The organism is Fluviibacter sp., assembly GCF_057744235.1.
The window spans coordinates 1-24,310 of the sequence record NZ_JBIJFP010000023.1; the positions used below are offsets into that span (position 1 = coordinate 1).

The window sequence follows — 24,310 nt, forward strand, 5'->3', positions numbered from 1 at the left end:
CCCGCCCGGCAAAGCGGTTCAGTAAATCATCTAGCCAACCGGTGTCGCCATTCACAAAGTGGTGCCGATGCACGAGTACCGCCACACTGGGGCGGCCGCGCAATCCTGGTTGTGTGTTCATCCATGCTTGGAGGTCTGGCACGCGCTCGAAGAAATCCGTGGCGCCGGGGAAATAGATGCCCCGGTTCGGGAAGGCTTTGGGCGGTGGCAGCTGTGTCCAGGCGGAGGCAGCGGCGCCGAGCGACCCAGACGCAACGAGCTGATCCGCCAGATCCATGGCATACCGGGTGTTCTGTAACCCGCCATCGCGCAGATACTCAGCCAGCCGGGCTTCAGCAGTAGCGGGTTTAGCCATAGCGTTATTGGTCGGCGCGCTTGCGGACGAGCCGGCATTGTCGATCACCCAGATCGGCGGTATCGCGGCGAGCCGCGGTGCGTTGGGTGCGTTGGCGGGTAATTTTGCCTGCGTTGGCGCCAGCCCCTGCAAAAGCCGCACAGCCGTCGGATGCGGCGCATCGATGAGTATCAATTCCGCCTGGCGGGCGGCACCCTCTATGCGCTGTGCCATAGCTGGGCGATCTGCCTGCGGCAGATTCAGCGGGACGTCGATATGGATCCATGTCCAGCCATGGGCTTCTGCCTGCTGCTTCAGCAATGCCGTACGGGCTGCCGGCGTAATATCCGCCGTGAGCCAGAGCAAGGTTTTCGCCTGTGCGCCCGCAGCGCCCAGGAGCAAGGCAACGACCAACCATCGGCACAACAACCGTGCCAGGCGGCGATAAACGCAATCGACCATCAGGGATTTTTCCCGCTGGCCCCCGCCGTCTTTTCCGGCACATAGATGATGCTGCCATCCTTGAGGCGGTAGGCGACCCCGGCACGAATACCCTCGCCTTGTGCGGCATCACCGGTACCCTGGTAACGGATCTCTTCGCCGTTTTCGCGAATGATGAGTTCGGTTTTATGTTCCGCGGTAGCGGCACTGTTCTCGGACAGATTTACGGCAGCCAGCAAGGCAACAACGAGCACCAGAAACACGTCGACGAGGTTGATCGACGAGAGCATGGGGTCATCATCGTCATCGTCAAAGATGTTGAAATGCTTGAGTGACATAGCCTTCAACCTTGTTCGCGCGACTTCTTGATGGCCAGAATTTCGGTCAATAACCAGCGGCGACGCACAGAATAAATGACCAACCCGATGGCCGCCGTGGCTAGAGCCAGGATAACGCCGGAGAAGGCATCGCTGAACACGGCCAGTGCGGCGTTCCCCTGACCGCTGGCCACCCCCTGCAATGCCGGGGCGAGTGGAATCATGGTGGCGATCAGACCCAGCATAGGGGTTACCCGGCTGAGCAGACGTAGCGGTTCGATGTGGCGAAGTGCCTGTAATTCAATTTCTTCCATACTCTGCTGTGCGTTATTTCCCAGACAACAATAACCAGGTTGGGTTTGACGCTGCCAGGCTTCGACCACGGTCGTGCCACTCATCCAGAGCGCATACAGGAAAGCGAGGCCGATCAGTCCCAGAATGGGCAGCAACAGCCACTGCGTTAATTGCAGAAACAGAACTTCAAGCACAAGGCACCTCAGGTTGAGCAATGCCGCGCGGCGGCATGTGGGTGAATTATAGGTTGAATCACGGCATAACGATTGAAAACGATTTTCATCTGAAAGCCTGTAGAATCCTCGTTCTATGCTCTACCCCACGTCATTGCGTCCAGCTTCGTTGGCCCGCTTGTTCGCTTACTGCTTCGCCACCGGGAACCGTGCTTTCCTGGCGGCGCTGCTGGTATGCGCGCTGCTGGCCACGCAATGGGGGTTGAATCGCCATGTGGTAGAGCACAGTAGCCAACCGATCCTGACGCTGACCGCCGTCGGCGCGGCTTCAGCACTGGCTAACGACAGTGCACCCGTATCACATGATGGGCCGGGCTGCCTGATCTGCCTGGAGCATCAGGCCCACGGTGCCGCGCTGACCGGCAGCCTGACACTAACGCTGGCCTTAACGCTATCGATGCTGCTGGCCAGGGCGCTACCGCCCAATACGCCTTATCTGACACCGGAACGCGCCCGCCAACGCGCCCCCCCGGCTTTTTCCTGAACCGTTGTATGTCCCCGACACCGTGGTTGACACCAGGGTGTGCTGTCGTTTTATTCAGGAAAGACGCCTATGTTTTATCAGACTTCGCGTGCCCGTGTACGCACGCTTATTCACGCCCTTTGCATGGCCCCGGCCGTTTTTAGCGCCCCGCTCCATGCCCAGGAGGCACCGGATGTTCAGACTCAGCTCAAGCAGATTCAGGCCAGCCTGAGCCAGATCCGCTCGGAATACGAGCAACGGATCGCCACGCTGGAAAACCAGGTCAGCCAGCTGCAGAAAGAAAACACGCAACTGAGCGCCCGCGCCACGAGCCCGGCAAAAGCAACGTCCGTGCCGTTGGCTCAGGCACGCCAGGAGCCGCCCGCCAAAACTACAACGCCTGCACAAGTGCGTGTGGCCAAAGCCGAATCTGTCGAAGATGCCATCACGGCCGTGGCGCCCCCACCTGCTGCTGCCGCACCAACGCCATTCCCGAACCTGGGCGGCAAGGATCGCACCATCGATCTGGGGGTGGAACTATTCCTAGACGCGAAGTATTCCTCCCAAAGCCAGAACCCGACAAATGCGTTTGCCGGCACCCTACCGAACGGGGCCGAGGGGGTCCCTCGTGGCTTCTCGATTGGTGAAACCGAGTTGGCTTTCATGGGGGCCGTGGATAACCTCTTCCGCGCAGAAGCACGCTTTGTCCTTGAGCAGGAGGGCAATACCACGGCCATCAAGACCGAACTAGCCTATGCTGAAACGCTGGGTCTGCCTTGGGGCACCAAGGTCAAGGCCGGTAAATACTGGTCGAACGTAGGTTACCTGAACGACAAGCACCCGCACGAATGGGACTTCGTGGATCTGCCGTTAGTCTATAAGCAAGTGTTCGGTGGTCAGCTGAATGAAACCGGTGCCCAGCTGAGCTGGATCGCCCCCACTGACAATATGCTGTTCAAGTTCGGTGGCGAAATTGCGCAAGGCTCCAACGGTTACGGTGAGAGCTTTAACAGTAACTTCAACCAGAACAAACCGCGCCTGGGCACGCTGTTTGCCAAGACCGGTGGCGACATTGGTGACTCACACTCCTGGCAAGGAGGGGTGTCGTGGGTGCGCTCGACCACGGGTAGTGGCGCTGCTGCCAATCAGGCAACCTATACCCTCACCAATGAAAACCAGCTGAATTTCTCCGGTGGAAACACGACCTGGATTGCCGACTTTGTTTACCGCTGGGCACCCTTTGGTAACCCGACCTCACAAAACCTGAAGATCCAGGGTGAAATGTTCTGGAACAAACAGAGTGGCAGCATGACGTCGAGCACAGGTTGCTTTACTGGAGACCCTGAAACAGAAGTCGTTTCAACTGGCTGTAACGGCAGCAACTTCGCTCAGAACCAGCAGGGCTTCTATACCCAGGGCATCTATCAGTTCATTCCGAAGTGGCGTGCTGGTTACCGTTATGACCGCGTCTTCAATGGCACGAATAGCTTTGGCCTACCTGCCGAAGCCCTGGCCGGTTCGCAGATCCAGAGCGGTTGGGATCCCTATCGCAACACGATCATGATGGATTGGGCGAACTCGGAATACTCACTGATCCGTCTGCAGCTGGCCCGCGACAACGCGTTTGGTCCGGGCGTTTATAACAACGCAATCTTCCTTCAGTACATCATGTCTCTCGGCGCCCACGGCTCTCACAAGTACTAATTACGGCAGGCTGCACAGACTCATGACTTTGTTGCTCCGTGCTCGCTCCCTCGCCTATCGACCTGATATGTCTCGGTCGCTGCGCGCGGTGCGCCTCGTCCTGAAGTCGGTTCGCACTACCTTTTTGGAGGTTTTATGAAAATTTCTATTTCAACCATTAAATTCGCTGCAGCATTTTCATTTGCTGCCCTTTCGTCTCTGGCCCATGCCGACCTGAAGATCTTTGCTACCGTTCCCGAATGGGGTGCGCTGGCAGAAGCCTTAGGGGGTAACAAGGTGCAGGTGTACACCGCCACCACAGGGCTACAGGACCCACACCGGATTCAGGCACGGCCGTCGCTGATTGCCAAAGCACGCTCGACCCATCTGCTGATTGCCACGGGCGCGGGGCTGGAAGACGGCTGGTTACTCACGGTGCAACGCGAGGCCAACAATCCGGAGATTCTGAACAACCGACCCGGTTATCTGGTTGCCAGCCAGTATGTACGAATGCTGGATGTGCCGGCAACGGTGGATCGGACGATGGGCGATGTCCACGCAGAAGGCAATCCGCACATCCAGACCGATCCGCGCAACCTACTGCCGATTGCGAGGGCCATCAGCACCCGCATGCAGCAACTGGATCCGGAAAACGCCGCCTACTATCAGACAAGGCTCAGCCAGTTTGATCAGAGCTGGCAGTTGAATCTGCAACGCTGGCAGAAGCAGGCAGCCCCTTTGCGAGGGGTGAAGGTCTGGTATCAGCATGATGGCTACCCCTACATGAATGCGTGGCTGGGGTTGAATCAGGTAGGCGTACTCGAACCTCGCCCCGGCGTGGAGCCTTCGAGCCGACAGCTGGCGGATGTGTTACAGCGCCAGCAGACGCTGCAGGGCCGGATGGTGATTGCATCAGCATACATCAGTGATGCGCCTTCAAAGTGGTTGTCAGAAAAGGCCAACATCCCTATGGTCGTGCTGCCATTCACAGTCGGAGGCAACGCCCAGGCCAAATCACTGACGGATCTCTACGAAGATACGATTCAGCGCCTGCTGGCCGGGCTGAAGTAAACTGACCCGATGAACGATTTGTCTGTCTTTGCCGACATCCTGCTCCCCGCCCTGGTGGCCGGGTTGCTGGTCATCAGCACGCACATTCCCCTGGGCTTCAAGGTCTTGTCACGGGGCATCATTTTCATGGATCTGGCCATTGCCCAGGTGGCGGGTCTGGGCGCACTGCTCGTCACCGTGGTTATTGGCGAGGATGCGCCACCGATACTCACCCAAACAGGGGCCATGTTGCTAGCCCTTTGTGCAGCGCTGTTGCTGTTGCGCTGTGAGCGACTGACACAACGCTATCAGGAACCGCTGATCGGCACGCTATTCGCGCTGGCAGCGACTGCTGGCATGTTGTTACTAGCCGGTGACCCACATGCGGGTGAACATATGACCGATCTGCTCTCCGGGCAGATTCTCTGGGTATCCCGCGAACAGCTCATCACCAGCGGCGCACTGACAGGCGTGCTTCTCGTTGCGCTTTGGGTCGCGCGACAAAGTCACACTATGTTCTATGCCTTATTTGCCGTCGCCATTACACTATCGGTGCAAATGGTGGGCGTCTACCTGGTGTTTGCCACGCTCATCATTCCTGCACTGAGCACTGCTCAGCTCACGCATCCCCGCCAGCGACTGCATGTGGCCTATGGCCTAGCGGTAGCAGGTTACCTCCTCGGGCTGGGTGCTTCAGCGCTGCTGGACCTGCCAACGGGTCCAATGATTGTTTGGACACTGGCGCTTTGTGGTGCCATCACGGCCACCGTGGCAAAAAGGCAACAGCCTTATTCTGTCTGAATATGGCATGACCCAAACCGGCAATTTCTTCGACGGCGGTTGGCGCTTACGCCTAGAATGGTTCATTACGTTAACTCTGGGAGTCTTGCCATGCGTCGTTTCGTCCTTTCTACGGTTGCGTTGTGTGCAGCCGCCAGCGTTTCTGCCGCCGATGTCAAAGTGGGCAATCTGAGTATTGATGATGTGTGGGCACGCACTGGCCAAGCAGGTCAGGTGTCTGCCGCCTATTTTGAAGTGAAGAACAAGGGTGCAGCCGACAAGATCGTTTCGGCGAACTGCGATTGTGCCAAGGCCACTGAACTGCACGATATGAAAATGGCCGACGGTAAGATGCTGATGATGCAGGTCCCGGCGATGGACGTCCCAGCCAATGGCGAGCTGAAGCTGAAGCCAGGTAGTTATCACATCATGCTGATTGGTCTGAACCGTCCGCTGGTGGCTGGAGAAACGCTGCCGATCAAGGTGAAGTTCGAGAAGGCCGGTGAAGTGACGCTACAAGCCAAGGTCAAAGACAAGGCCGCGCACGCAGGTCACTAATCTCTCCGGATTCACCGAAAGGCCCCTGAACTGCAGGGGCTTTTTTCTGGCTAGCGATTAGAATGAGATTTTTGCCGCGATATTTGCCATGCTGAACGACAACGACATCAAACGCATCAGCGCTGAAGAACAGCTACGCCACGAGATACGCCAGCAGCTCGCCGCGGCTGCGGCACCACCGAAAACGGCAGGGCCCGCTTCGGCGTCGCCGGCACCTCACGGCTTTGGCAAGAAATTGATGGATTTTCTGAACAGCTCGGTGGGCATGTGGTTGCTGTCTTCCGTAGTACTCACTGGGGGTGCGGCGCTGATTCAGCAGGTACAACACAGTTACCAGATCAAAGAGCAGAACCACCAGCAACTGGTATCGCACTTGTTCGAAATCCAGAATCGACTGGATAACATGGAATATCTATTGCGCCGGGCACAAACGGTGGGCGATGCCAAGAAGGCACTGAACGGCCTGTTCAAAAGTCTGTTCCCGCTATCGCCGGAGCTACAGAATCGCAGCCTGAGTTCGCTCTATTTTGCCGTGTATAACCTGATTCCTGGTGATCGGCAGCAAAAAGCCCAGGAAGCCATCGAGTTTGTGCGTCAGCTCGAAGATTCGGAATATGCGCTGCAAGCCCGTCCGGATAGCCAGGCATTAACCGATGCCGACCGTGCCCAATTCGACAAGCTGATCAAAGCCTGCAAAGCGATTCATCTGGCAGTGGATATCAAGCGGATCCATTAAAGCAACAGACCCGCTTGATCCTCATGCAGCCATCTGATCCTGGTTAGCTGCGCCAGGCACAACGCCCAGCGCCTCCAGGGCGTCGGCCAGATCATGATCCGATAATTTATGGTGTGTGCGTAACCAGACGAGCATCGCAACCGGTACCGATGGCGTGAGATCTTTCTCGAAGCGGGAACCCACAGGTTGAGATACCCCGAACATGGACCAGAAATCCCGCTGATTGCGACCGAGTTTTTTGCGCATGGCCTTGAGCCCTTCCGGGCTCAGGTGCGACTGTCGACTTGTACGTGCCATGATGCGCTCCTCAGAATTTATAGTTGAAGGCGGTGTAGTACGAGATGCCCATACCCGGCACAGCTGTGCCCCACTGCGGACCACCCTGAGCAGCGCTCGGGTTCATGCTCATGGTTCTACCCTGGCCCAGGTAAGCTCCGCCCAGGGGCTGGTAGTAGAAGGTGTTGAACAGGTTGTTGATACCGGCATCGACACGCACCTTCGACCATGAGTAGCTGGCTTTGAGGTTGGTGAGGAAGTAACCGGGCGTGGCGATTTCATTACGCTCGACTGACAGGAAATTGTTCTTGTTCGCCACAGCAATAAACTGCAGCTGGTTATCCCAGCCGCCGAACTGATGGCTAAAGTTCAACTTACCGTTGACCGGCATGACGTTGTACAAACCGTAACCGGTCACCAGATTTTTGCCATAAGTCCAGTTGAACAGGCCCTGGGCACTGAATCGGCCAAAGTCTGTTTTGGCGAGCGGCATCTGGCCATCCAAATCGATACCGGCCAGATTGGCGTTCTGATTCACATAACGCATCGTGACGAACTGGTTTGGCAATAAGGTGATATTGGGCGCTCCAATCACCGAGTTACCGCTCCACTGCACTGCGTCTATATAATTTTCAACATAGGAATAGAAGGGTGATGCCTTGACCGTGTAGTCCCGCTCTTCGGTATGCAGGTCATACACCGCGGATGCCGTGTAGGCTGTTTCAGGTTTCAGGTTGGGGTTGCCGAAGTAGCCATTACCATCACCGACGGTGTTATTCATGATGGCAGCCATGTTCCAGGCGGACCAGGTGTACAACTCGTACAGGTTGGGGGCACGCACCTGACGGGCCAGACCCAGCTGCATATCCTGCCGGTCGCTGTGTTGGTAACTGGTCGTCAGCACGATATCGATATCGTTGAACGTCGCACTCCGGCTGCCATTGTTGAAGGCCGCCGCTTCGTTAATTTCATTACACGGATTACCGGCACCGCAGGTGCCCGAATGTGGCATCACATAACCAGTGCCAGCCCAAGGCCCTTGACCGGGTTGCGCGTTAAAACTGCTTGGCGCGAAGCCAGGCTGGTAACCGTGCACGTTACCGGTTGATGAATTAATGAGGGAATAGCGCACCCCCAGCTCGGATTTCAAGCCCTGCGTCAAACGCTGCGCCCACTCACCGAAAACCGAGGCTGCCTGCTGTAGGCCACCGTTGATGTTCTGGAAGGTGTAGGGCTGCATCATGCCGGCCGTACCCGAGGATGGCCAATAGTCATTCAGGTAATAGCGCTGCCATTCGGCACCGGTTCTGAGCAGCGAAGCTTCCGAAAGATGAATATCGCCTTTGACCTTGACCCCGGCAGTATTGCTATTGGTATTCATCGGCATACCCGTAGTGTTATTACCGTAGTCGTACTGCTTGTTGGGGCCAAAGTTCATCTGGTGATTCAGTTGCTCGAAGTACGCCTGTGCTTCGAGTTTGCCCCAGTCATAGCCTCCCCAGTACTGCAGGTTGTAACGCTGCTGCTGATTGCCTGTGAGGTCCATCCGCTGGTTCACGTAACCTTCGTACGGAATATCCTGCCAGCTGTACTTGAGCTGAACGGTATGCTTGTCTGCTTTGAGCGCCAGCGCGACTGCCTGATTGGTCGATTCGTAGGAGGTCGAACCCACCATATTGCCCGGCAACACCTGGTTGCCACTGGTTGTGCCGGTGGTCTGTTGTCCGGTATGGAATGTTCTGGCCGCAGTGTAGTTGTTGGCTGACGATGTCGATGCCGTGTAGCTCAGACTCAACCAGTCGGTAGCCGCGGTAATGCTCAGGTTGGCACCGATATTGTTGTTATTGGTGTTGTAGAAGCCACCGACATTACCGGTAATGAGATTCTGTCTCTCTTCGGCAAAGGTCGGTTGCCCAGTACTCGCCACAATGGCACCGCCAATGCTATTGAAGCCAATGCTCACCGGCTTATAGCTCTTATAAACGGCCATGCTCTTGATGCTCGATGGATCAACATATGAGAGCGGCGTATTCATGTGATTCGGACAGGCCGGCAAGGCATCCACACCATCAAGCAGAACACTGATGCGATCATCCGCCAGACCACGGAGTACGGGAATACTCGAGACCGCACCGCCCACCTGGAATGCCACCCCTGACACATTGGTCATCAGGGTCGCGGTATCCACATTAGCGGCTTGTTGAATGGCCAGCTCTTTGCCAACGACCACCGCATCAGCATCATAACGGGTGGCGCTCACATCCACGTTTACCGGCTCGGCAGTGGTTTCCTGGGCCAAAGCCGGCGAGTTAAACGAACTGGCAAAAGCAAAACTCAGGGCAAGCGCAAGCGGCTGCCGTGCAAACCCATAAGGCTTGCGAATATAAATTTGAGACTTCATCAACAACTCCAATCAGACGGGTGCTGTTGCCGCGGCACCTGGCCAGGCGGCAAGCAGACACAATCACCGGCAATGCAGGCCGGTAGCTCGGGTCAGATCAAAGTTGTGCAGGGGGCCCAGTGGCTGGCTCAGACCAGGCCCGGGTGAGATAGACAGCCGTAAAGGCCAACTGACCGACTTCAGCACCCGCAGCCTGGTGCATCTTGAAGTCAAAAACGGAAGGGGGTGCAATACCCGTCTGGCTCATGAGACAGAGCGGACAATGGCCACCGGATTTAGCCTGGCTGTCGCTACCGGTATCATCGCCCGTCACCCAGACCTGGCTGCTGCCCTGCATGGTACAGATCGTTTCCCAGTTGCCTTCACCGGCAGCGGCTTTGGCTTGCGCCACAGGCATCAACATGATCAGCGCCTGCCAGCAGACGACGAGTGCCAACAGCCAGCGGCTCAGTGTCATTCTGAGAGGCTGGCGGTTGTATATCGGCAGGAAGGTCTGAAATTGGGCGTTCATAGACAATACCGTGAAGAATTATCTATGAACCAACGCCTGATTGCCAAACAAATACACGCCGAATTGACCTAGATCAAATTCTGCGGGTTTTGTTGCAAGCTCAGTATCCCCAGGGACCATAAGGACCGTAGCCCATGCCCGGGCCAGCCATCATGGCATTGAGTTCAATCGCATTGGCGACATTATTGATGGCCTGGGCTTGAGCCTGCTGCGCCAGCACGTTCTCCCGCTGATTCGCCACTTGCAGATCCTTGTCGAGACCGGGTGCATTGGCAGGGCGCGGTATGGTCACGGTGTAATCGGCATCAAGACCCTGACACAGTGCGGTGCTTTCCGGTGAGGACGCTTCGGCACCGCTGGCCCATTGAGCGCTGAAACCCGGGGCCGTGTAGCAGCCATTCGCTGCCAGAGGGAAGCGCTGGACCGAATCCTTAGTCAGCATGATCACTAGCGGCGCCTGCCCCAGTGCCTGCTGGTTGCTGCTGATCAGCGCGCCCTGTGGCACCGAGTTGACGGTGAGCGAACCGGCACAACCCGTCAGCGCAGCAACGAGTGTCAGCGATATGGGTAATGCGATTTTCATCATGGGCGCTCCTGTTAACGCCCCAGAGTTTCTCGGCTTTCATGGACAGCGTCAACCGTTTCGATTGAACGGGATGCCAACCCCCAGTAGCCACCCTCGGCATCATAAAGATAACGGTAATTGAGCAGGGGGCGAATACCGGTGTTGATAAACGGGTCTCCCCAACCGGTGACGACGTCCTCGAAAATTTTGGTCCAATGGCCGCGCGCTAGCGGCGCCGCTGGGCCGTTGCCCTCGATCCAGCGGATCTGGGGCCCGCTGTCATTGAGCCAGCGCGGTGTGATGTACACCTCGGTGCCGTTGGGAATCTTGCCATGACGGGGCGCGCCGGTGATGCCGGCGAGCGTGGAGCGGATTCCGGTGTCCATGAGAAAACGGCCGTGCACCAGATAGGGCATGTCGTTATCAACAACATTGACCGTGAGGTCGGCCTGCGGATAAGCCCAGAGGTTTTGCTTCAGACCTTCGACTCGAGGTTTTTCCAGTTTGACGAGATTGAAATCGTTATTAGTCGCGTCATTAGTCAACCCGATTCGAATGCCATCAGGTTCGAGCACGAATCCTGCGCGCAACTGGCCATTTTGAACCTGCGGCAAATTAAACAGTGCAACACCATCGCGCTGGCCGAAACCAATGCCGATGCGCCGAACCCGCTTCTCGGCCGGACCTGCTTTACAGGCTTTAGCCAGTTCGGCATCGGGCGCACAGATGATCTCTGACACAACCAGGCCATTGAGGTTGCTGACAGCCGCCTGGCCGGCCACTCTGCCCTCACCTTCGGCATCCACAAATTCGATGCGCAGCGGGCTGAATGTACCGCGGTTGATTTGCCCGCTTTCGGCGAGTTCTGTCAGGCCCTGAGGACCATTAGAATCAAAATCAGCCACGAGTTCCTGGCTAATGAGGGTCACACTGCTGCCGGTATCAAGCAGCATATCAACCACTGGTCCGCCATTAATACGGACGCGTACTTTGAGGTGCTGTTCAAAGCTGCTGTCTGCCGTGTAGGGAATAAAAAAACTGCCTCGGTAGGCCGAGTAATCTGGCCGTTCCGAGGCAAAAGACCATGCGGTCTGACAGAGTGCTACAAAAAACAGGAGTGCGCGTTTAGACATCAGCCCACATGCGCAGCAGGTTGTGATACACGCCGGTCAGGCGAATCGCCTCGTCGGTTTCACCATGCGCTTTACGTAGTTCAATGATGGACATATCCAGATCGTAGAGCAGACGGCGCTGCTCGTCGGAACGGACCATGCTCTCTGTCCAGAAAAAACAGGAGATGCGGGCGCCACGCGTCACCGGCTCAACCCGATGCACGGAGGAGCTGGGATACAGCACCATATCGCCCGCGGCAAACTTGATGCGTTGCGCGCCGTAAGTATCTTCGATGACGAGCTCGCCACCGTCGTAGTCTTCGGGTTCAGTCAAGAACAATGTGCACGACACATCCGTACGCACATGACGACCGGTGGCGGCGTGCGTGCGCACCGAATTATCAATATGGTTACCAAAGGCATTTTTCTGGCCGGTGTAGCAGTTAAACAGCGGCGGATAAATCCGCTTGGGCAATGCGCCGGTCAGAAATAGGTCATTAGTGGCGAGGGCATGCAATACGATGGTGCGGGCTTTTTTACAATCATCGCCGTCTTCCGGCAATTGGGTGTTGTTCTTGGCCTTAGCCGATTGGCTACCCGCCGTGACGACGCCATCTGCCCAATCCGCCCCATCGATAATCTGACGAATGTCATTCACCTGCTGCTTGGTGAGCACCTGCGGAATATGTAAGAGCATGATGGCGTCCTTTCTCGACGTTAGAACTTGTACGTCAGCCCCAGCTGAAATGCCTGGTAGGTACCGGGCACGGCGAAGCCGCCGTTTTCGTAGAGGGAAACGTAGTTGGTGGTATTGAAAAGGTTGTAACCGTTTAAGCGCACGGTGTAGTTTTTAGCGTCGTACTGTAAGAGGCCATCGACGGTAGCCTGGGCCTGAACCCAGTTCGGGGCGTTGTAGGCAGCACCTGTTTGGCCATAAACATTACGACGTCCCATGCCGTTGACGCCCCCACCGATTTTCCAGCCATGCGGCAACTGGTAGGTGGTCCACAGGTTGAAAGTGTAAGGCGTGCTATTTGACGGTGCCTGGCCCACCATCTGGGTGGCAGCCGGGTTGGCGGGGATATCGATACGCGAATCCATCAAACCGATACCGCTGAAGATGTCCCACTTTTCCGTGAGGCTCCCGGTCAGTTCAAACTCAACGCCATCGGTATGACGGCGTTGTGAGCGTAACTGGGCGGTGCTCTCGAGGTCCGTATTGCGTTCGTAGTTCTTGACCTGATGATATAGCGAGGCACGGAAGGACAATCCCAGGTCATTAATATCGCCCTTGTAACCAATTTCCGTCAGCTCGCTGGTTTCTGCGGGCAACTGTGCGCCGGCTGACAGCTGGTACAAATCGGCTGTTGGGCTGAACGAATCACTCCAGGACAAATAGAAAGTGCCGAATCTGGGCATCGGCTCATAGAGCAGGCCGGCGCGATAGCTTTGTGCCGAAAAATCAAGCCCCTGATTTTTAAGACCGGTCGTCGAGTTGGGCTGGTTATAGACCGCGTTCAACCAGTCGTTGCGGAAGCCACCCATCACTTTCACGCCGCGCGTGAGCTCCACCATATCCTGGCCGTAAACAGCATAAGAGTTCGATTGATAGGCAAAGACGGTGCTTGGTGTTTTGACCAAATTAGCATAGCCGTTTTGACAGTAATCACGCACCAGGTTGTTGTTATTCACCGTAATCCATCCCGTATTACTCGGGCTGTAGGTTGGCTGGCAACCGGTTGTGTTATAGCTGTAGCGATAAACATGTTCTCGGTAATATTCAACACCCGCCAGCAGGGTGTGTTCCATATCCCAGGCTTTCGCGGTTTTGTTGAAATCTGACTGGAAGGCCAGCGTTTCTTCATTAGCGCCACGCGGTGGGGCCAGGCTCAAGGTCTGGACGGGGTACGGATTGTTTTGCAACGGATCCGTGCTATTCGGGTTCTGACCACGGCCTTTGTTTGCCCAGAGTGCGCGGGTGTAATTGGCATATTTGAGTTTAGTCACCAGCGAGGTGTCTTTATCAAAACTGTAGTTCTGACTCAGGTTGCCGAACTGGGTCACATTATTCTCAATATCGGCGATGGTGCCGCTGAACGTCGAGGCTGGCACATTGACGGGGTTTTTAGACTGGCTGTTAAATCCGATACCGTAATCGGGTACCAAGTTCGTTTTGAGATAGTAATAGCTGGCGTCAATCTGGTTGTAGGTACCGATACCCCAGGAATAAGAGGGTGCTATACCTTGCGTGTGGTTGGTCACCTGATTACGCGAGCTACCGGAATCCTGCACAACGGCGTTAACTCTGATTGCCGAGCTTTGCTCACGGTTAACAACAAAGTTGACATCAGCCGTGCTCCGGAAATAGTCGAAACTACCACCGATGACGCTGACGTTGCTCTTGTTGTCCAGAAAGGCTTTCTTGGAAACCTGGTTAATCACACCACCGGCCTGGCCACGGCCGAAGAGCATGGAGGCGGAACCACGCAGTACTTCAATGGCCGCATCGTTAAAGACGTCGCGGTTGTACTGGGCGGTATCACGCATACCGTCGATGTACATGTCACCAAAGGTGTAGAAACCGCGGATATTGATGTTGTCGCCAATACGGCCGCCTTCGCCCGAGTTGAAGGTGACGCTGGGCACATTCTTCATGGCCTCTTCCAGCGTCGTCGCGTTCTGATCCGTCAGCAGCGTATCCGGCACGATCGTAATGGCCTGCGGCACCTCCGCCACATCCTGCTCGAACTTACCCGCCTTGGTTGTTTTAACGTTGTAGCGGTTGATCTCCAGACCGTCCGCTTGGGCGCGCACCTGGACCTCTTTCAGCGTCTGCACTTCGTCGCTGGTTTGACCAATCGCTGTGAGCGGGGTAACCATGAGCGCTGCAATGGTGGCCCCAAGGGTAGACATGCGCTGGGGCTTTTGTGACTTCTCAACCGCTCGCGGCTGCTTTTTACGATGTTTGTGATTTTTCATACGATGTTCCATATCCAATAGCCCCGTGTTGTCACGAGGGGTTTAATTGGCTGGCTGCATCGCGGAGGCTTGGCCTCTGTACGGCTGGCTACGACAAATTTTGATGATTACTGCGGATTTCGAGTGCTACCAACGCGTCACACTCGGTACATTTTTTAATGCATCCGATAGCGTCGTGGCGTTCTGTTCATCCATGAGCTGTCGGTTTACTACTGTGGGCTCTACCGGATTCAATGCATTCTGGTAGGGCTGAACCATCACTTCTCCCGTGCTGTGGCAGGCTGTAAGGCCACCCCACAGCACAAGAGACCAAATTTTCATCAGCGATAACCGCCGGGACCACCACCTATACTGGTCATACCGGTTTCGGCCATGAGCTCTTCGTTCTCAACATCGGCATCGGGATTGACGGTGTAGTCATTGGCGTAATGCACGGCGCCGGTATGCGAACAGCCGCTGACAAAGCTGGCGGTCATGAGCAGCGTGAGCAACAAGAGGCCAAAACGAATAGTTTTAAATTCAGTCATGATGTTCACTTGGTCAAAATAAGTTTGCCGAGGCGCGTGGCGCGTAGCACATAGCTGACGCCTTCGTGGTCAATAATGAGGCTATTAGCCTGGCCGAGCAGCGCGCGACTACTCACGCGTTTGACCGCATCTGCCGAAGCGACGCCGGTTTTCTGCGGCGCCGTCGCACCCGCCACCTGCAACAGGCGGGGTGCCAGACTATTTGCCGGTTTATTGACCATAAGACTTTAGTTACCCGGATCCGTCACGAAGCCGACTTTTTCGATACCGGCCTTGTTGGCTGCCGCCATAGCGCCGATGACACGCTCGTAGACCACCTGCTTGTCGCCGTAAATATGCACCACCGGCTGCGGTTGCTGTGTTGCCATCTCTGCCAGTTCTTTCTTCATGGCTTCTTCGGATACCGGCACATTATTGATGCGATAGCCGCCCTTGGCATCGACTGCAAGTTTCACCACATCCGGTTTTTCCAGTTGCGGTGCGGTCGAGACTTTGGGTAGATCAATCTCCAGCGAGTGCTTCATCACCGGTACGGTGACTATGAAGATAATAAGCAGAACCAGCATGACGTCGACCAGCGGCGTCATGTTGATCTCACTCATGACATTGCTGTCGTTGTTGTCGAGGCTTCCGAATGCCATGATGCTTGATCCTTAGCCGTGAGTGCCGGCACGACGAACGGCCTGAGGGCGTTCAATACGGTTACCGGTGACGTAGAAGGCATGCAGGTCGTAGGCAAAGCGATTGAGCTTGCCGATGATGAAGGCATTACCACGCACCAGTGCGTTGTAACCCAGTACCGCAGGAATAGCGACGACCAGACCGAAGGCTGTCATGATCAGCGCTTCACCCACTGGGCCAGCGACTTTGTCGAGACCCGCACTACCCGCATCGCTAATGGTGAGCAGTGCATGGTAGATGCCCCACACGGTGCCGAAGAGACCGACAAAGGGGGCTGTTGAACCGATAGAAGCCAGCAGCGCCAGGCCCTGGCTCAGACGGTCTTTGGCATCATCAATGGCGTTGCTCAGACTACCCGTCATCCAATCGCTGAGATCCAGCGAATCGTGTAATTGTTTATCGCTATGACGATGGTGCTGCATAGCGCTCTGCCCTTCAACGGCCAATTGCTTGAAGGGGTTGGCTTGGCCGGGCTCTGTCTCCAGGGCTTGCAGGCCATGCGCCAGGTCGCTGCTGTGCCAGAAGTTCTGAACGGCAGCCGCCTGCTTTTTGGCACGCTGGACACCGAGGCCTTTGGTGATGATGACGGTCCAGGAAATGATGGACATGACCAGCAGGGCGATCGCCGTCAGGATGATGACGATGCCGCCCGATTGAAGCATGTGGAGCAAACCCAGTTGTTCGTTCATGATGCAGTTGCCTTGAAGTTATACAAAAGAAAAATGGAGGGGATGGTTATTGCGCGGGTGCCGCAGTTGGTGCAGGACCGGCTTGATCCAGCGAGAAACGAATGGGCAGCTGGTAACACATGGGAATAGCCTGGCCACCTTTACGTGCCGGGTTGAAACGCCAGCGGTTAACGGTGTCATTCGCGGCACGATCCAGCCGGACATAGCCAGAACTTTTCGCGACATCGACCGAATCCACAGCGCCGGTGGCTGCTACGCAGACTTTGAGCAGCACGATGCCCTGCTCACCCTTGCTACGGCTAACGGGTGGATAAGGCGGCTTGGGGTTATGCAAATCTGAGGCACTGGCATCCGGCATATGCACCGGGGCGGCCGCCGGATCACCTGCAACGTTTTTGGTCGAGGCCTGTTCCTGGGAAACAGCTGTTTCCTTCGTCACGACTTTGTCTTTTTTCTCCTGGCGCTGATCTTTGACGGCCTGTTTTTTGATGGTTTGCACCATGGCGGAAGACTCACGGTCCACCATTTCCGCCATCATCACCAGGGGCTCGGGGTGCGTGACAAAGATCAATGCCCAGAATGCGACCAACACCAGTGCCACGATGTGCACCACCGAAACCCACAGTGCGGTTTTGCGGTAATCGTTTTCGGGCGGTAGGGCGTGGTTTAGTGACATCGGGAAGGGACAAATGGTGCTGAATGAAAAGGCGAACGAGATATATTCTCAACAATAGCTAAATAAAACAGGGCGCCGCTGCGGCCAAAGCCCGATTCTCTTGGTGAATGGCATTCAGGCATTCTTTGGCACACGCTTTGCAGCTGCCGCACTGGCTGCCGAGCGACAGCTTGCGCTGCAGGTCTTCTACCGTGAGCGCACCTTCGCTAACCGCTGTTTCGATATGACGGTCAGTGACTGCGTTGCAAATACAGATGTACATGAGAAGCCCCTTTACCCTGAAAGAGGCCTCATTTTAGATGAATGAGAATCGTTGTCAATACAATCTGATGCTCATTTTGCTACGGTGCGGCATTTTTACAACACCGCCGCTCCCGTGGCGCTGATGCTACTCCCCGATCTGTTGCTGCAGGTAGTTAGGCAGGGTGACTGCCGCAATCAGGCTGTGCTGGGTTTCTAGCCAGTCGATGGCTTCTTCACACCCTTCCAGCAGCTCTTCGAGCAATTCACGACTGACATAATCCTGCTCGGCTTCGCAAAGCGTGATGGCTTCAACCAGTTTCGGTCGCTGGGTTTCAACTTCAAACTTTAGGTCGCAGGCCAGACACTCTTCGGCTGTTTCGCCAATGCTGAGCTTGCCCAGCTGCTGCAGGTTGGGCAGACCTTCTAGAAACAGAATACGGGTGATGAGCTCATCCGCTTCTTTCATGACACGGATGGACTGCTTGTAACGGTATTCGTTGAGCTGCTCCAGCCCCCAGTTGCCGAACATGCGCGCATGCAGGAAATACTGGTTAATCGCGGTCAGCTCATTGGTGAGTACGCGGTTGAGTGTGTCGATAACGTTTTTATTACCTTTCATCTCCAACCCCTCAGACGCCTGCATCCGGCGCGACATCGCCCATCTGGCTTTGCAGGTAATTCTGCAGACCGGTGAGTTGAATCAGGCGCAGCTGTTTTTCTAAGAAGTAGGCGTGATCCATCTCGGTGTCGTCGAGCTGAACGCGCAACATTTCACGGGTAACAAAATCCTCTGCCGCTTCGCACTGGGCGATGGCAGCCGTTAAGGTTTTAACCACGTGGTATTCCACGGCCAGATCGGCCTTGAGCATCTCTTCCACAGTGCTACCCACATTGAGCGCTTCACGCTTGCTCAGATCCGGCTTGCCTTCGAGAAACAGAATCCGCTGAATCAGCGCACGAGCGTGCTGACGTTCATGGTCTGATTCGTGTAGGGATTTTTCAGCCAACTGACCAAGGCCCATATCGGCATACATCTCGCCGTGAATCAGATACTGATCGACGGCGGTAAGCTCACCGGCCAGGAGGCTGTTGAGGGTATCAATAATCTGTGGGTTGCCTTGCATGTCGCTTCTCCAGTAGTGACGACTTTTTGTTCGTTTTCAGTATACCTGCAGTAGATTCTGTCTGATTAAGAACGTTAAACAGACAGCCACCATGGCTTCTCGTAAAATGCGTGGATGACACACACCGCGCCACCTCCCAAGCTGACTCAGTACCTGCGACTAATGCGAGCGCACCGCCCGATCGGTACGCTATTGCTGTTGTGGCCGACCTATTGGGCGCTGTGGCTGGCAGCCGATGGCACACCACCCTTGCTGGTGCTGGTGATTTTTACGCTGGGCACATTTTTTATGCGCTCTGCCGGCTGCGTGATCAACGATCTGGCCGACCGTAATTTTGATGGGCACGTGGCCCGCACGAAGGATCGGCCGCTGGTAGCTGGTTGGGTGACACCGCGTGAAGCCCTTGCAGTATTTGTGGTGCTGGTAACGCTGGCCGCGGTAACGGTACTACCGATCATGAGTCCTTTGCTGCTGGTTCTGGCGTTGATTGCCGTGTTTCTGGCGGCATCGTACCCGTTCACCAAACGTTTTCTGGCGATTCCCCAGGGATACCTGGGCATTGCCTTTGGCTTCGGGATCCCCATGGCCTTTGCCGCGATTGACCACACGGTGCCGGCGGAAGCCTGGTGGCTATTATTGGCGAATATTTTCTGGGCGGTAGCCTACGACACCGAGTATGCGATGGTGGATCGGCCGGATGATCTTAAGATCGGCATCAAAACCTCGGCCATTACCTTTGGGCGTTTTGATGTAACAGCGATCATGCTGTGTTACGCGGCAACGCTATTAATTCTGACCGGCGTCGGTGTCTCTCTGGGGCTCGGCTGGCCATACTGGTGCGGGCTGGTCGTTGCCGGCGGCATTGCGCTGTATCACTACACGCTAATCCGTGACCGGGACACCACGCGCTGCTTTGCCGCGTTTATGCATAACAACTGGTTTGGTGCCGCAGTCTTTGCCGGCATTCTGCTCGATACGCTGATCTGACCTGCGGATACACGACCCCATGAACTATCACGACCTACGCGACTTCATTGCCCAGCTGGAACAGATGGGTGAACTGAAACGAATCACCGTACCGGTGAGCCCGCATCTGGAGATGACGGAGATCTGCGACCGGGTGCTGCGCGCAGGCGGGCCGGCAATTCTGTTTGAGAATCCCACGGGATTTAACACGCCGGTTTTGGGCAACCTGTTTGGCACTGTACGCCGCGTGGCATTAGGCATGGGGCAGGATGTGGCGACCGAAGCTGAAGCGCTAACCAAACTGCGCGAGGTCGGCAAGGTACTGTCGGTACTGAAAGAACCGGAACCGCCCAAAGGATTCAAGGATGCCTGGGAGAAGCTACCGCTGCTCAAACAGGTGCTGACGATGTCACCGAAACAGGTGTCTTCGGCACCTTGCCAGGATGTGGTCATTGAAGGCAAAGATGTGGATATTACATCGTTGCCGATCCAGCATTGCTGGCCGGGTGATGTGGCACCGCTGGTAACCTGGGGTCTGACCGTAACGCGTGGGCCGAATAAGACCCGCCAGAATCTGGGCATTTACCGCCAGCAGCTCCTAGGACCCAATAAGCTGATCATGCGCTGGCTGGCGCATCGCGGTGGCGCCCTGGATTTTCGCGATCATCAACTGGCCAATCCGGGCCAACCTTTCCCGGTGGCGGTGGTGCTGGGCTGCGACCCAGCGACGATTCTGGGTGCCGTAACGCCCGTGCCGGATACGCTGTCGGAGTACCAATTTGCCGGGCTGCTGCGCGGCAAGAAAACCGAACTCGTGAAGTGCCTAGGGTCGAGCCTGCAGGTGCCCGCCTCCGCCGAGATTGTGCTGGAAGGCGTGTTGAATCCCGGCGAAACGGCGCTAGAAGGCCCTTACGGCGACCACACGGGGTATTACAACGAACAGGCCGAATTCCCGGTGTTTACGGTTGAGCGCATGACGATGCGCAAGAACCCGATTTACCACTCCACCTATACCGGCAAACCACCTGATGAACCGGCGATGCTGGGGGTAGCGCTCAACGAAGTGTTTGTGCCCCTGCTACAGAAACAGTTTCCGGAAATTACGGATTTCTATCTGCCACCGGAAGGCTGTTCTTACCGCCTGGCGGTGGTGAGCATTCGTAAACAATATGCCGGGCATGCGCGCCGGGTGATGATGGGCGTATGGAGTTTCCTGCGTCAGTTTATGTACACCAAGTTCATTATCGTGGTGGACGACGATGTAAACATTCGCGACTGGAAAGAAGTGGTCTGGGCCATGACCACGCGCATGGATGCGACCCGCGACACGATGCTGGTGGACAACACGCCGATCGATTACCTTGACTTTGCCTCGCCCGTGGCTGGTCTGGGCAGCAAGATGGGGCTGGATGCCACCAACAAGTGGCCCGGTGAAACTAGTCGCGAATGGGGCACGCCCATTACGCACGACCCGGCTGTGAAGGCTCGTGTTGATGCGATGTGGGCCGAGCTGGGGCTTTAAGCCCTAGCCCATTTAGGCAGCGGGCAATTCGCGCTTGCTGCCATCGGCATTCAGCGCGACATACGTGATGAGTGCTTCGGTCACTTTGACGGTGACCGGATTGGCCGGATGGCGTTCGGCATACATCTGCACCTTGATGGTGACAGAGGTACGGCCACGCTTCTCGACTTCAGCAAAGAAACTGACGATGTCACCTACCGATACAGGTTGGTGAAACTGCATGGTGTTGACGGCGACGGTGGCGATGCGGCCGCGTGCCACCTTGTGGCCGAGGACGGCACCGGCCAGGTCGATATGACCCATGGTCCATCCACCGAAGACATCGCCGTATTGATTGGCATCAGCCGGCATGGGAATGACCTTGAGCACGGGGGTCAGGTCGGGAAGTTGGCAGGGCGTATCGATCATGATGTTGGCGCTATAAACATTTAAACTACAGGTTGTTATTTTAAGGTCATTAAGGCCGATAAAACGAAAAAAGGTCAAAGCGCATGTCGCGTCATGGAAACAAACCGGTCGGCTCCGCCAGCAATCAGCCGCTGCATGTCTGGAGTACCTTGAAATCCCTGCTGCCCTGGCTCTGGGCCTATAAGGCCCGGATGCTAGCCGCCTTTGGCTGTCTGCTGCTGGCCAAACTGGCCAGTGTGTATGTCCCTATGATCTTCAAGCAGATGATCGATGATCTGGGCGGTGGCCAACAGGCGCTGCTGGTGCTACCGATAAGTCTGCTGCTGCTTTATGGTGTGATGCGTCTGGCCAATACGGGTTTTACCGAGCTGCGCGAAATTCTGTTTGTGCGGGTGACCCAGCAGGCCATACGACGCATTGCACTATCGGTTTTCACGCACCTGCACCAGCTGTCATTACGCTTCCATCTGGAACGCCAGACGGGCGGTGTGTCGCGCGATATCGACCGGGGCACCCGGGCAATTTCCAATCTGATCAGTTACACGCTCTATTCAATCCTGCCGACAGTGATCGAGCTCTTGCTGGTGATGGGTGTACTGGCCTATAAGTACGACCAGGTCTTTGTATGGATCACGCTGCTCTCCATCGTCTGCTACGTGGCCTTTACGGTGGTGGTATCCAACTGGCGCATTCATATCCGCCGGGCAGTGAACGAGGCTGATTCGGCGGCCAACACACGGGCCATTGATAGCCTGATCAATTACGAGACGGTGAAGTATTTCAACAACGAAGCCTTCGAGCTCAACCGCTACGATGAGGCCATGCGCCGCTGGGAAGACGCCTCGGTGCGCAGCCAGATGACACTCACTATGTTGAACATGGGCCAGCAACTGATTATTGTGGCGGGGCTGGTGGCGATGATGTGGCATGCGGCCCAGGGCGTGGTGGTTGGCACGATGACGGTAGGTGACCTGGTCCTGGTAAATGCCTTTCTGATCCAGCTGTATATGCCGCTCAATTTCTTCGGTGTGGTGTACCGTGAGATTCGTCAGGCACTCACGGATATCGAGCGGATGTTCGCGCTACTGCATACCCAGCGGGAAATCGTGGATTCGCCGGATGCCCGCGCCCTCCCTGCGGCACCGGTCAGCGTGATGTTTGACCGTGTTGATTTTGCCTACGATGCGAATCGCCCGATTCTCGGCAATGTGTCTTTTGAAATTCCGGCCGGCAAGACGGTGGCGGTGGTCGGCCACTCCGGCGCTGGTAAGTCCACGCTGGCACGTCTGATTTACCGTTTTTATGATGTGACAGGGGGCCGCATTATGATGAACGGTATCGACGTCCGGCAGATCGCCCAGCACAGCCTACGCAGCGGCATTGCCATCGTGCCACAGGATACGGTGCTGTTTAACGACACGTTGTATTACAACATTATGTATGGGAACCCGGAGGCCACACGCGAACAGGTGATTGCTGCCGCCAAAGCTGCTCACCTCCATGAATTTGTAGAGACGCTGCCCGATGGCTACGAGGCCAAGGTCGGTGAACGCGGCCTGAAGCTATCCGGTGGCGAGAAGCAGCGTGTGGCGATTGCCCGCGCCCTTCTCAAAAACCCGCCGATCCTGGTGTTTGATGAGGCGACCTCCGCCCTGGATTCCAAAACCGAAAAGGCGATCCAGGCCAGCATGGAGACTGCCGCCCAGGGTCGGACAACGCTGATCATTGCGCATCGTCTCTCCACCGTGATGAATTCAGATGAAATCATTGTGATGGATGGCGGTCACATCATTGAACGGGGCAAACACGCGGCACTGCTCGCTGCCCAGGGGATCTACGCGCAGATGTGGACCTTGCAGCAGCAGGAACGCACAGAGGCTTAGCGTAGAATAGCCAGGCTGTTTGTATGGTAGTCACAGCTCATTTTGTAAACGGAACGACAAGGACGATGTTATGGCATTAATTACTTCCCAACTGACCGAAATTCAGGCCAAAGTGCTGGGGGCGGTGGCTAACCGGCCGGGCACCCTGATCTGGATGGGCCTGCTGATGATTGCTCTCGGTTCGATCGGCATCTTTGCCGAAACCTTTTTCTCAATCGCATCGATCAGTCTGATGGGCGGCTTTGCACTTGCGGCTGGCGTCATGCAGGCGCTGCATGCACTGCAGGCCAAAGGCTGGAAGTCGGTGTCCATCCAGATGGTGTTCTCGCTAATCTATATCGCCATCGGCGTGATTGTCTGGGTGTCCCCGGCAGCAGCGCTTGAAGGTGTGACACTCTATCTGGCAACCTTGTTCTTTGCCACAGGCGCGCTCCGTCTGATGACGGCGTTTCAGCATACGGCTTTTAGTGGCTGGTTCCTGCCGCTGGTTTCTGCCGCTTTGTCGATTCTGCTGGGCGGCCTGATTCTGGCGGGCTGGCCGGACAACAGCACCTGGGTACCAGGCATGCTGATTGCCATTGAGTTGCTGCTTCAGGGGTGGAGCTTATTCTTCCTAGGACTGGCCGCCAAAAACGCTGTGAAATAAGCCTATGAACTAATAAAAAACCCAGCCTAAGCTGGGTTTTTTATTGTCGATTTGATCAGGGAGTTTGAATCTTAGCCTCACCCCTCAGTTTATTAAGCAACTCAATTCGTTGCTGTTGGGCAATCTGCTGTCGCACCTGGTTTTGTGCTTCTGCGAGGGATGGGATTTTAAACGGGCGCTTGTCATCCACTTTGACGATGTTCCAGCCTGCC

At 56.0% G+C, this 24,310-nt stretch carries 30 protein-coding genes; 10 read left to right on the forward strand and 20 right to left on the reverse strand.

All coding sequences use genetic code 11. The annotated features are described in order from the left end of the window. The 3 genes from AC3GOJ_RS09210 to AC3GOJ_RS09220 form a co-directional block, all read right to left on the reverse strand. Positions 1 to 796 (reverse strand): cobaltochelatase subunit CobN (locus AC3GOJ_RS09210; RefSeq protein ID WP_488237171.1); only part of this gene is annotated, 796 nt, incomplete at its 3' end. Further along, positions 796 to 1,113: a DUF2149 domain-containing protein gene (locus tag AC3GOJ_RS09215; RefSeq protein ID WP_488237172.1), complete on the reverse strand. Its 318-nt coding sequence runs from the start codon at positions 1,111 to 1,113 to the stop codon at positions 796 to 798. The genes AC3GOJ_RS09215 and AC3GOJ_RS09210, both read right to left, overlap by 1 nt. Before the next feature lie 5 nt (positions 1,114 to 1,118). Further along, a complete protein-coding gene (locus AC3GOJ_RS09220) occupies positions 1,119 to 1,580 on the reverse strand; it encodes a hypothetical protein (protein WP_488237173.1) in 462 nt (153 codons plus the stop codon). 115 nt (positions 1,581 to 1,695) lie between these two features. Here AC3GOJ_RS09220 and AC3GOJ_RS09225 point away from each other — a divergent pair, with 115 nt between their 5' ends. The 6 genes from AC3GOJ_RS09225 (at position 1,696) to AC3GOJ_RS09250 (ending at position 6,889) form a co-directional block, all read left to right on the forward strand. Beyond that, the gene (locus tag AC3GOJ_RS09225) at positions 1,696 to 2,103 is read left to right on the forward strand and encodes a hypothetical protein (RefSeq protein WP_488237174.1); all 408 of its coding nucleotides are present in this window, start codon (positions 1,696 to 1,698) and stop codon (positions 2,101 to 2,103) included. Between the two features lie 69 nt (positions 2,104 to 2,172). Next, positions 2,173 to 3,786: a hypothetical protein gene (locus AC3GOJ_RS09230; RefSeq protein WP_488237175.1), complete on the forward strand. Its 1,614-nt coding sequence runs from the start codon at positions 2,173 to 2,175 to the stop codon at positions 3,784 to 3,786. A 135-nt stretch (positions 3,787 to 3,921) separates the two neighbouring features. Then, positions 3,922 to 4,836, forward strand: a complete 915-nt coding sequence (locus tag AC3GOJ_RS09235; RefSeq protein WP_488237176.1) for a metal ABC transporter substrate-binding protein — start codon at positions 3,922 to 3,924, stop codon at positions 4,834 to 4,836. A gap of 9 nt (positions 4,837 to 4,845) precedes the next feature. Next, positions 4,846 to 5,616 (forward strand): metal ABC transporter permease, encoded by a 771-nt coding sequence (locus AC3GOJ_RS09240; RefSeq protein WP_488237177.1) that lies wholly within the window; start codon positions 4,846 to 4,848, stop codon positions 5,614 to 5,616. Positions 5,617 to 5,706: 90 nt separating this feature from the next. Beyond that, a complete protein-coding gene (locus tag AC3GOJ_RS09245) occupies positions 5,707 to 6,153 on the forward strand; it encodes a copper chaperone PCu(A)C (RefSeq protein WP_488237178.1) in 447 nt (148 codons plus the stop codon). Between the two features lie 88 nt (positions 6,154 to 6,241). After that, the gene (locus tag AC3GOJ_RS09250) at positions 6,242 to 6,889 is read left to right on the forward strand and encodes a hypothetical protein (protein WP_488237179.1); all 648 of its coding nucleotides are present in this window, start codon (positions 6,242 to 6,244) and stop codon (positions 6,887 to 6,889) included. Positions 6,890 to 6,910: 21 nt separating this feature from the next. Here the strand turns inward: AC3GOJ_RS09250 and AC3GOJ_RS09255 are convergent, their stop codons facing one another. From AC3GOJ_RS09255 to bfr (AC3GOJ_RS09330), 16 genes are all read right to left on the reverse strand, one after another. Then, positions 6,911 to 7,186, reverse strand: a complete 276-nt coding sequence (locus AC3GOJ_RS09255) for a hypothetical protein (RefSeq protein WP_488237180.1) — start codon at positions 7,184 to 7,186, stop codon at positions 6,911 to 6,913. Positions 7,187 to 7,196: 10 nt separating this feature from the next. Then, positions 7,197 to 9,566: a TonB-dependent receptor gene (locus tag AC3GOJ_RS09260; protein WP_488237181.1), complete on the reverse strand. Its 2,370-nt coding sequence runs from the start codon at positions 9,564 to 9,566 to the stop codon at positions 7,197 to 7,199. Positions 9,567 to 9,663: 97 nt separating this feature from the next. Next, the gene (locus AC3GOJ_RS09265; RefSeq protein ID WP_488237182.1) at positions 9,664 to 10,077 is read right to left on the reverse strand and encodes a DUF2946 domain-containing protein; all 414 of its coding nucleotides are present in this window, start codon (positions 10,075 to 10,077) and stop codon (positions 9,664 to 9,666) included. A 100-nt stretch (positions 10,078 to 10,177) separates the two neighbouring features. After that, positions 10,178 to 10,663, reverse strand: coding sequence for a hypothetical protein (locus AC3GOJ_RS09270; RefSeq protein WP_488237183.1), 486 nt, complete (start codon positions 10,661 to 10,663; stop codon positions 10,178 to 10,180). A gap of 11 nt (positions 10,664 to 10,674) precedes the next feature. Continuing rightward, positions 10,675 to 11,775, reverse strand: coding sequence for a hypothetical protein (locus AC3GOJ_RS09275; protein WP_488237184.1), 1,101 nt, complete (start codon positions 11,773 to 11,775; stop codon positions 10,675 to 10,677). Continuing rightward, positions 11,768 to 12,451, reverse strand: coding sequence for a Fe2+-dependent dioxygenase (locus tag AC3GOJ_RS09280; RefSeq protein ID WP_488237185.1), 684 nt, complete (start codon positions 12,449 to 12,451; stop codon positions 11,768 to 11,770). The genes AC3GOJ_RS09275 and AC3GOJ_RS09280 overlap by 8 nt, the downstream gene beginning before the upstream one ends. A 20-nt stretch (positions 12,452 to 12,471) precedes the next feature. Continuing rightward, a complete protein-coding gene (locus AC3GOJ_RS09285; protein WP_488237186.1) occupies positions 12,472 to 14,733 on the reverse strand; it encodes a TonB-dependent receptor in 2,262 nt (753 codons plus the stop codon). A gap of 126 nt (positions 14,734 to 14,859) precedes the next feature. Next, positions 14,860 to 15,054 (reverse strand): hypothetical protein, encoded by a 195-nt coding sequence (locus AC3GOJ_RS09290; protein WP_488237187.1) that lies wholly within the window; start codon positions 15,052 to 15,054, stop codon positions 14,860 to 14,862. Further along, positions 15,054 to 15,260 (reverse strand): hypothetical protein, encoded by a 207-nt coding sequence (locus AC3GOJ_RS09295; protein WP_488237188.1) that lies wholly within the window; start codon positions 15,258 to 15,260, stop codon positions 15,054 to 15,056. Before AC3GOJ_RS09295 ends, AC3GOJ_RS09290 begins: the two co-directional genes overlap by 1 nt. A gap of 5 nt (positions 15,261 to 15,265) precedes the next feature. Next, positions 15,266 to 15,481: a hemin uptake protein HemP gene (locus AC3GOJ_RS09300; protein ID WP_488237189.1), complete on the reverse strand. Its 216-nt coding sequence runs from the start codon at positions 15,479 to 15,481 to the stop codon at positions 15,266 to 15,268. Between the two features lie 6 nt (positions 15,482 to 15,487). Next, positions 15,488 to 15,901 (reverse strand): ExbD/TolR family protein, encoded by a 414-nt coding sequence (locus AC3GOJ_RS09305; protein WP_488237190.1) that lies wholly within the window; start codon positions 15,899 to 15,901, stop codon positions 15,488 to 15,490. A gap of 12 nt (positions 15,902 to 15,913) precedes the next feature. After that, complete coding sequence (locus AC3GOJ_RS09310; protein ID WP_488237191.1) at positions 15,914 to 16,630, reverse strand: MotA/TolQ/ExbB proton channel family protein; 717 nt, start codon at positions 16,628 to 16,630, stop codon at positions 15,914 to 15,916. Positions 16,631 to 16,676: 46 nt separating this feature from the next. Beyond that, positions 16,677 to 17,306: an energy transducer TonB gene (locus tag AC3GOJ_RS09315; RefSeq protein WP_488237192.1), complete on the reverse strand. Its 630-nt coding sequence runs from the start codon at positions 17,304 to 17,306 to the stop codon at positions 16,677 to 16,679. Positions 17,307 to 17,364: 58 nt separating this feature from the next. Next, on the reverse strand, positions 17,365 to 17,568 hold the full coding sequence (locus AC3GOJ_RS09320) for a (2Fe-2S)-binding protein (protein ID WP_488237193.1): 204 nt from the start codon (positions 17,566 to 17,568) through the stop codon (positions 17,365 to 17,367). Positions 17,569 to 17,694: 126 nt separating this feature from the next. Beyond that, positions 17,695 to 18,168 (reverse strand): bacterioferritin, encoded by a 474-nt coding sequence (gene bfr / locus AC3GOJ_RS09325; protein ID WP_488237194.1) that lies wholly within the window; start codon positions 18,166 to 18,168, stop codon positions 17,695 to 17,697. A gap of 10 nt (positions 18,169 to 18,178) precedes the next feature. Continuing rightward, positions 18,179 to 18,673 (reverse strand): bacterioferritin, encoded by a 495-nt coding sequence (gene bfr / locus AC3GOJ_RS09330; protein ID WP_488237195.1) that lies wholly within the window; start codon positions 18,671 to 18,673, stop codon positions 18,179 to 18,181. A gap of 114 nt (positions 18,674 to 18,787) precedes the next feature. Here bfr (AC3GOJ_RS09330) and ubiA point away from each other — a divergent pair, with 114 nt between their 5' ends. Next, positions 18,788 to 19,660: a 4-hydroxybenzoate octaprenyltransferase gene (ubiA, locus tag AC3GOJ_RS09335; protein WP_488237196.1), complete on the forward strand. Its 873-nt coding sequence runs from the start codon at positions 18,788 to 18,790 to the stop codon at positions 19,658 to 19,660. A gap of 19 nt (positions 19,661 to 19,679) precedes the next feature. Next, positions 19,680 to 21,161, forward strand: a complete 1,482-nt coding sequence (gene ubiD / locus AC3GOJ_RS09340) for a 4-hydroxy-3-polyprenylbenzoate decarboxylase (RefSeq protein WP_488237197.1) — start codon at positions 19,680 to 19,682, stop codon at positions 21,159 to 21,161. A 12-nt stretch (positions 21,162 to 21,173) separates the two neighbouring features. On the opposite strand, the gene AC3GOJ_RS09345 is transcribed toward ubiD, so the two are convergent. After that, entirely contained in the window at positions 21,174 to 21,569 is a 396-nt protein-coding gene (locus AC3GOJ_RS09345) for an acyl-CoA thioesterase (RefSeq protein ID WP_488237198.1), read from the reverse strand. Between the two features lie 83 nt (positions 21,570 to 21,652). On the opposite strand from AC3GOJ_RS09345, the gene AC3GOJ_RS09350 reads away from it, so the two are divergent. Both AC3GOJ_RS09350 and AC3GOJ_RS09355 read left to right on the forward strand, forming a co-directional pair. Continuing rightward, a complete protein-coding gene (locus tag AC3GOJ_RS09350; protein ID WP_488237199.1) occupies positions 21,653 to 23,452 on the forward strand; it encodes an ABCB family ABC transporter ATP-binding protein/permease in 1,800 nt (599 codons plus the stop codon). Between the two features lie 70 nt (positions 23,453 to 23,522). Then, positions 23,523 to 24,098, forward strand: coding sequence for an HdeD family acid-resistance protein (locus AC3GOJ_RS09355; RefSeq protein ID WP_488237200.1), 576 nt, complete (start codon positions 23,523 to 23,525; stop codon positions 24,096 to 24,098). Positions 24,099 to 24,310: the final 212 nt, after the last annotated feature.

What these genes read in the sequence shown, in the direction of transcription:
- AC3GOJ_RS09230 (WP_488237175.1), top strand. Translation starts at nt 2,173, where the DNA reads ATGTTTTATCAGACTTCGCGTGCCCGTGTACGCACGCTTATTCACGCC.
- bfr (WP_488237195.1), bottom strand. Translation starts at nt 18,673, where the DNA reads ATGCAAGGCAACCCACAGATTATTGATACCCTCAACAGCCTCCTGGCC.
- AC3GOJ_RS09350 (WP_488237199.1), top strand. Translation starts at nt 21,653, where the DNA reads ATGTCGCGTCATGGAAACAAACCGGTCGGCTCCGCCAGCAATCAGCCG.
- AC3GOJ_RS09320 (WP_488237193.1), bottom strand. Translation starts at nt 17,568, where the DNA reads ATGTACATCTGTATTTGCAACGCAGTCACTGACCGTCATATCGAAACA.
- AC3GOJ_RS09215 (WP_488237172.1), bottom strand. Translation starts at nt 1,113, where the DNA reads ATGTCACTCAAGCATTTCAACATCTTTGACGATGACGATGATGACCCC.
- AC3GOJ_RS09245 (WP_488237178.1), top strand. Translation starts at nt 5,707, where the DNA reads ATGCGTCGTTTCGTCCTTTCTACGGTTGCGTTGTGTGCAGCCGCCAGC.
- AC3GOJ_RS09310 (WP_488237191.1), bottom strand. Translation starts at nt 16,630, where the DNA reads ATGAACGAACAACTGGGTTTGCTCCACATGCTTCAATCGGGCGGCATC.
- AC3GOJ_RS09250 (WP_488237179.1), top strand. Translation starts at nt 6,242, where the DNA reads ATGCTGAACGACAACGACATCAAACGCATCAGCGCTGAAGAACAGCTA.
- AC3GOJ_RS09265 (WP_488237182.1), bottom strand. Translation starts at nt 10,077, where the DNA reads ATGAACGCCCAATTTCAGACCTTCCTGCCGATATACAACCGCCAGCCT.
- AC3GOJ_RS09275 (WP_488237184.1), bottom strand. Translation starts at nt 11,775, where the DNA reads ATGTCTAAACGCGCACTCCTGTTTTTTGTAGCACTCTGTCAGACCGCA.
- AC3GOJ_RS09225 (WP_488237174.1), top strand. Translation starts at nt 1,696, where the DNA reads ATGCTCTACCCCACGTCATTGCGTCCAGCTTCGTTGGCCCGCTTGTTC.
- AC3GOJ_RS09235 (WP_488237176.1), top strand. Translation starts at nt 3,922, where the DNA reads ATGAAAATTTCTATTTCAACCATTAAATTCGCTGCAGCATTTTCATTT.
- AC3GOJ_RS09315 (WP_488237192.1), bottom strand. Translation starts at nt 17,306, where the DNA reads ATGTCACTAAACCACGCCCTACCGCCCGAAAACGATTACCGCAAAACC.
- AC3GOJ_RS09345 (WP_488237198.1), bottom strand. Translation starts at nt 21,569, where the DNA reads ATGATCGATACGCCCTGCCAACTTCCCGACCTGACCCCCGTGCTCAAG.
- ubiA (WP_488237196.1), top strand. Translation starts at nt 18,788, where the DNA reads ATGACACACACCGCGCCACCTCCCAAGCTGACTCAGTACCTGCGACTA.
- AC3GOJ_RS09280 (WP_488237185.1), bottom strand. Translation starts at nt 12,451, where the DNA reads ATGCTCTTACATATTCCGCAGGTGCTCACCAAGCAGCAGGTGAATGAC.
- AC3GOJ_RS09260 (WP_488237181.1), bottom strand. Translation starts at nt 9,566, where the DNA reads ATGAAGTCTCAAATTTATATTCGCAAGCCTTATGGGTTTGCACGGCAG.
- AC3GOJ_RS09240 (WP_488237177.1), top strand. Translation starts at nt 4,846, where the DNA reads ATGAACGATTTGTCTGTCTTTGCCGACATCCTGCTCCCCGCCCTGGTG.
- AC3GOJ_RS09300 (WP_488237189.1), bottom strand. Translation starts at nt 15,481, where the DNA reads ATGGTCAATAAACCGGCAAATAGTCTGGCACCCCGCCTGTTGCAGGTG.
- AC3GOJ_RS09355 (WP_488237200.1), top strand. Translation starts at nt 23,523, where the DNA reads ATGGCATTAATTACTTCCCAACTGACCGAAATTCAGGCCAAAGTGCTG.
- ubiD (WP_488237197.1), top strand. Translation starts at nt 19,680, where the DNA reads ATGAACTATCACGACCTACGCGACTTCATTGCCCAGCTGGAACAGATG.
- AC3GOJ_RS09285 (WP_488237186.1), bottom strand. Translation starts at nt 14,733, where the DNA reads ATGAAAAATCACAAACATCGTAAAAAGCAGCCGCGAGCGGTTGAGAAG.
- AC3GOJ_RS09255 (WP_488237180.1), bottom strand. Translation starts at nt 7,186, where the DNA reads ATGGCACGTACAAGTCGACAGTCGCACCTGAGCCCGGAAGGGCTCAAG.
- bfr (WP_488237194.1), bottom strand. Translation starts at nt 18,168, where the DNA reads ATGAAAGGTAATAAAAACGTTATCGACACACTCAACCGCGTACTCACC.
- AC3GOJ_RS09305 (WP_488237190.1), bottom strand. Translation starts at nt 15,901, where the DNA reads ATGGCATTCGGAAGCCTCGACAACAACGACAGCAATGTCATGAGTGAG.
- AC3GOJ_RS09270 (WP_488237183.1), bottom strand. Translation starts at nt 10,663, where the DNA reads ATGATGAAAATCGCATTACCCATATCGCTGACACTCGTTGCTGCGCTG.
- AC3GOJ_RS09295 (WP_488237188.1), bottom strand. Translation starts at nt 15,260, where the DNA reads ATGACTGAATTTAAAACTATTCGTTTTGGCCTCTTGTTGCTCACGCTG.
- AC3GOJ_RS09290 (WP_488237187.1), bottom strand. Translation starts at nt 15,054, where the DNA reads ATGAAAATTTGGTCTCTTGTGCTGTGGGGTGGCCTTACAGCCTGCCAC.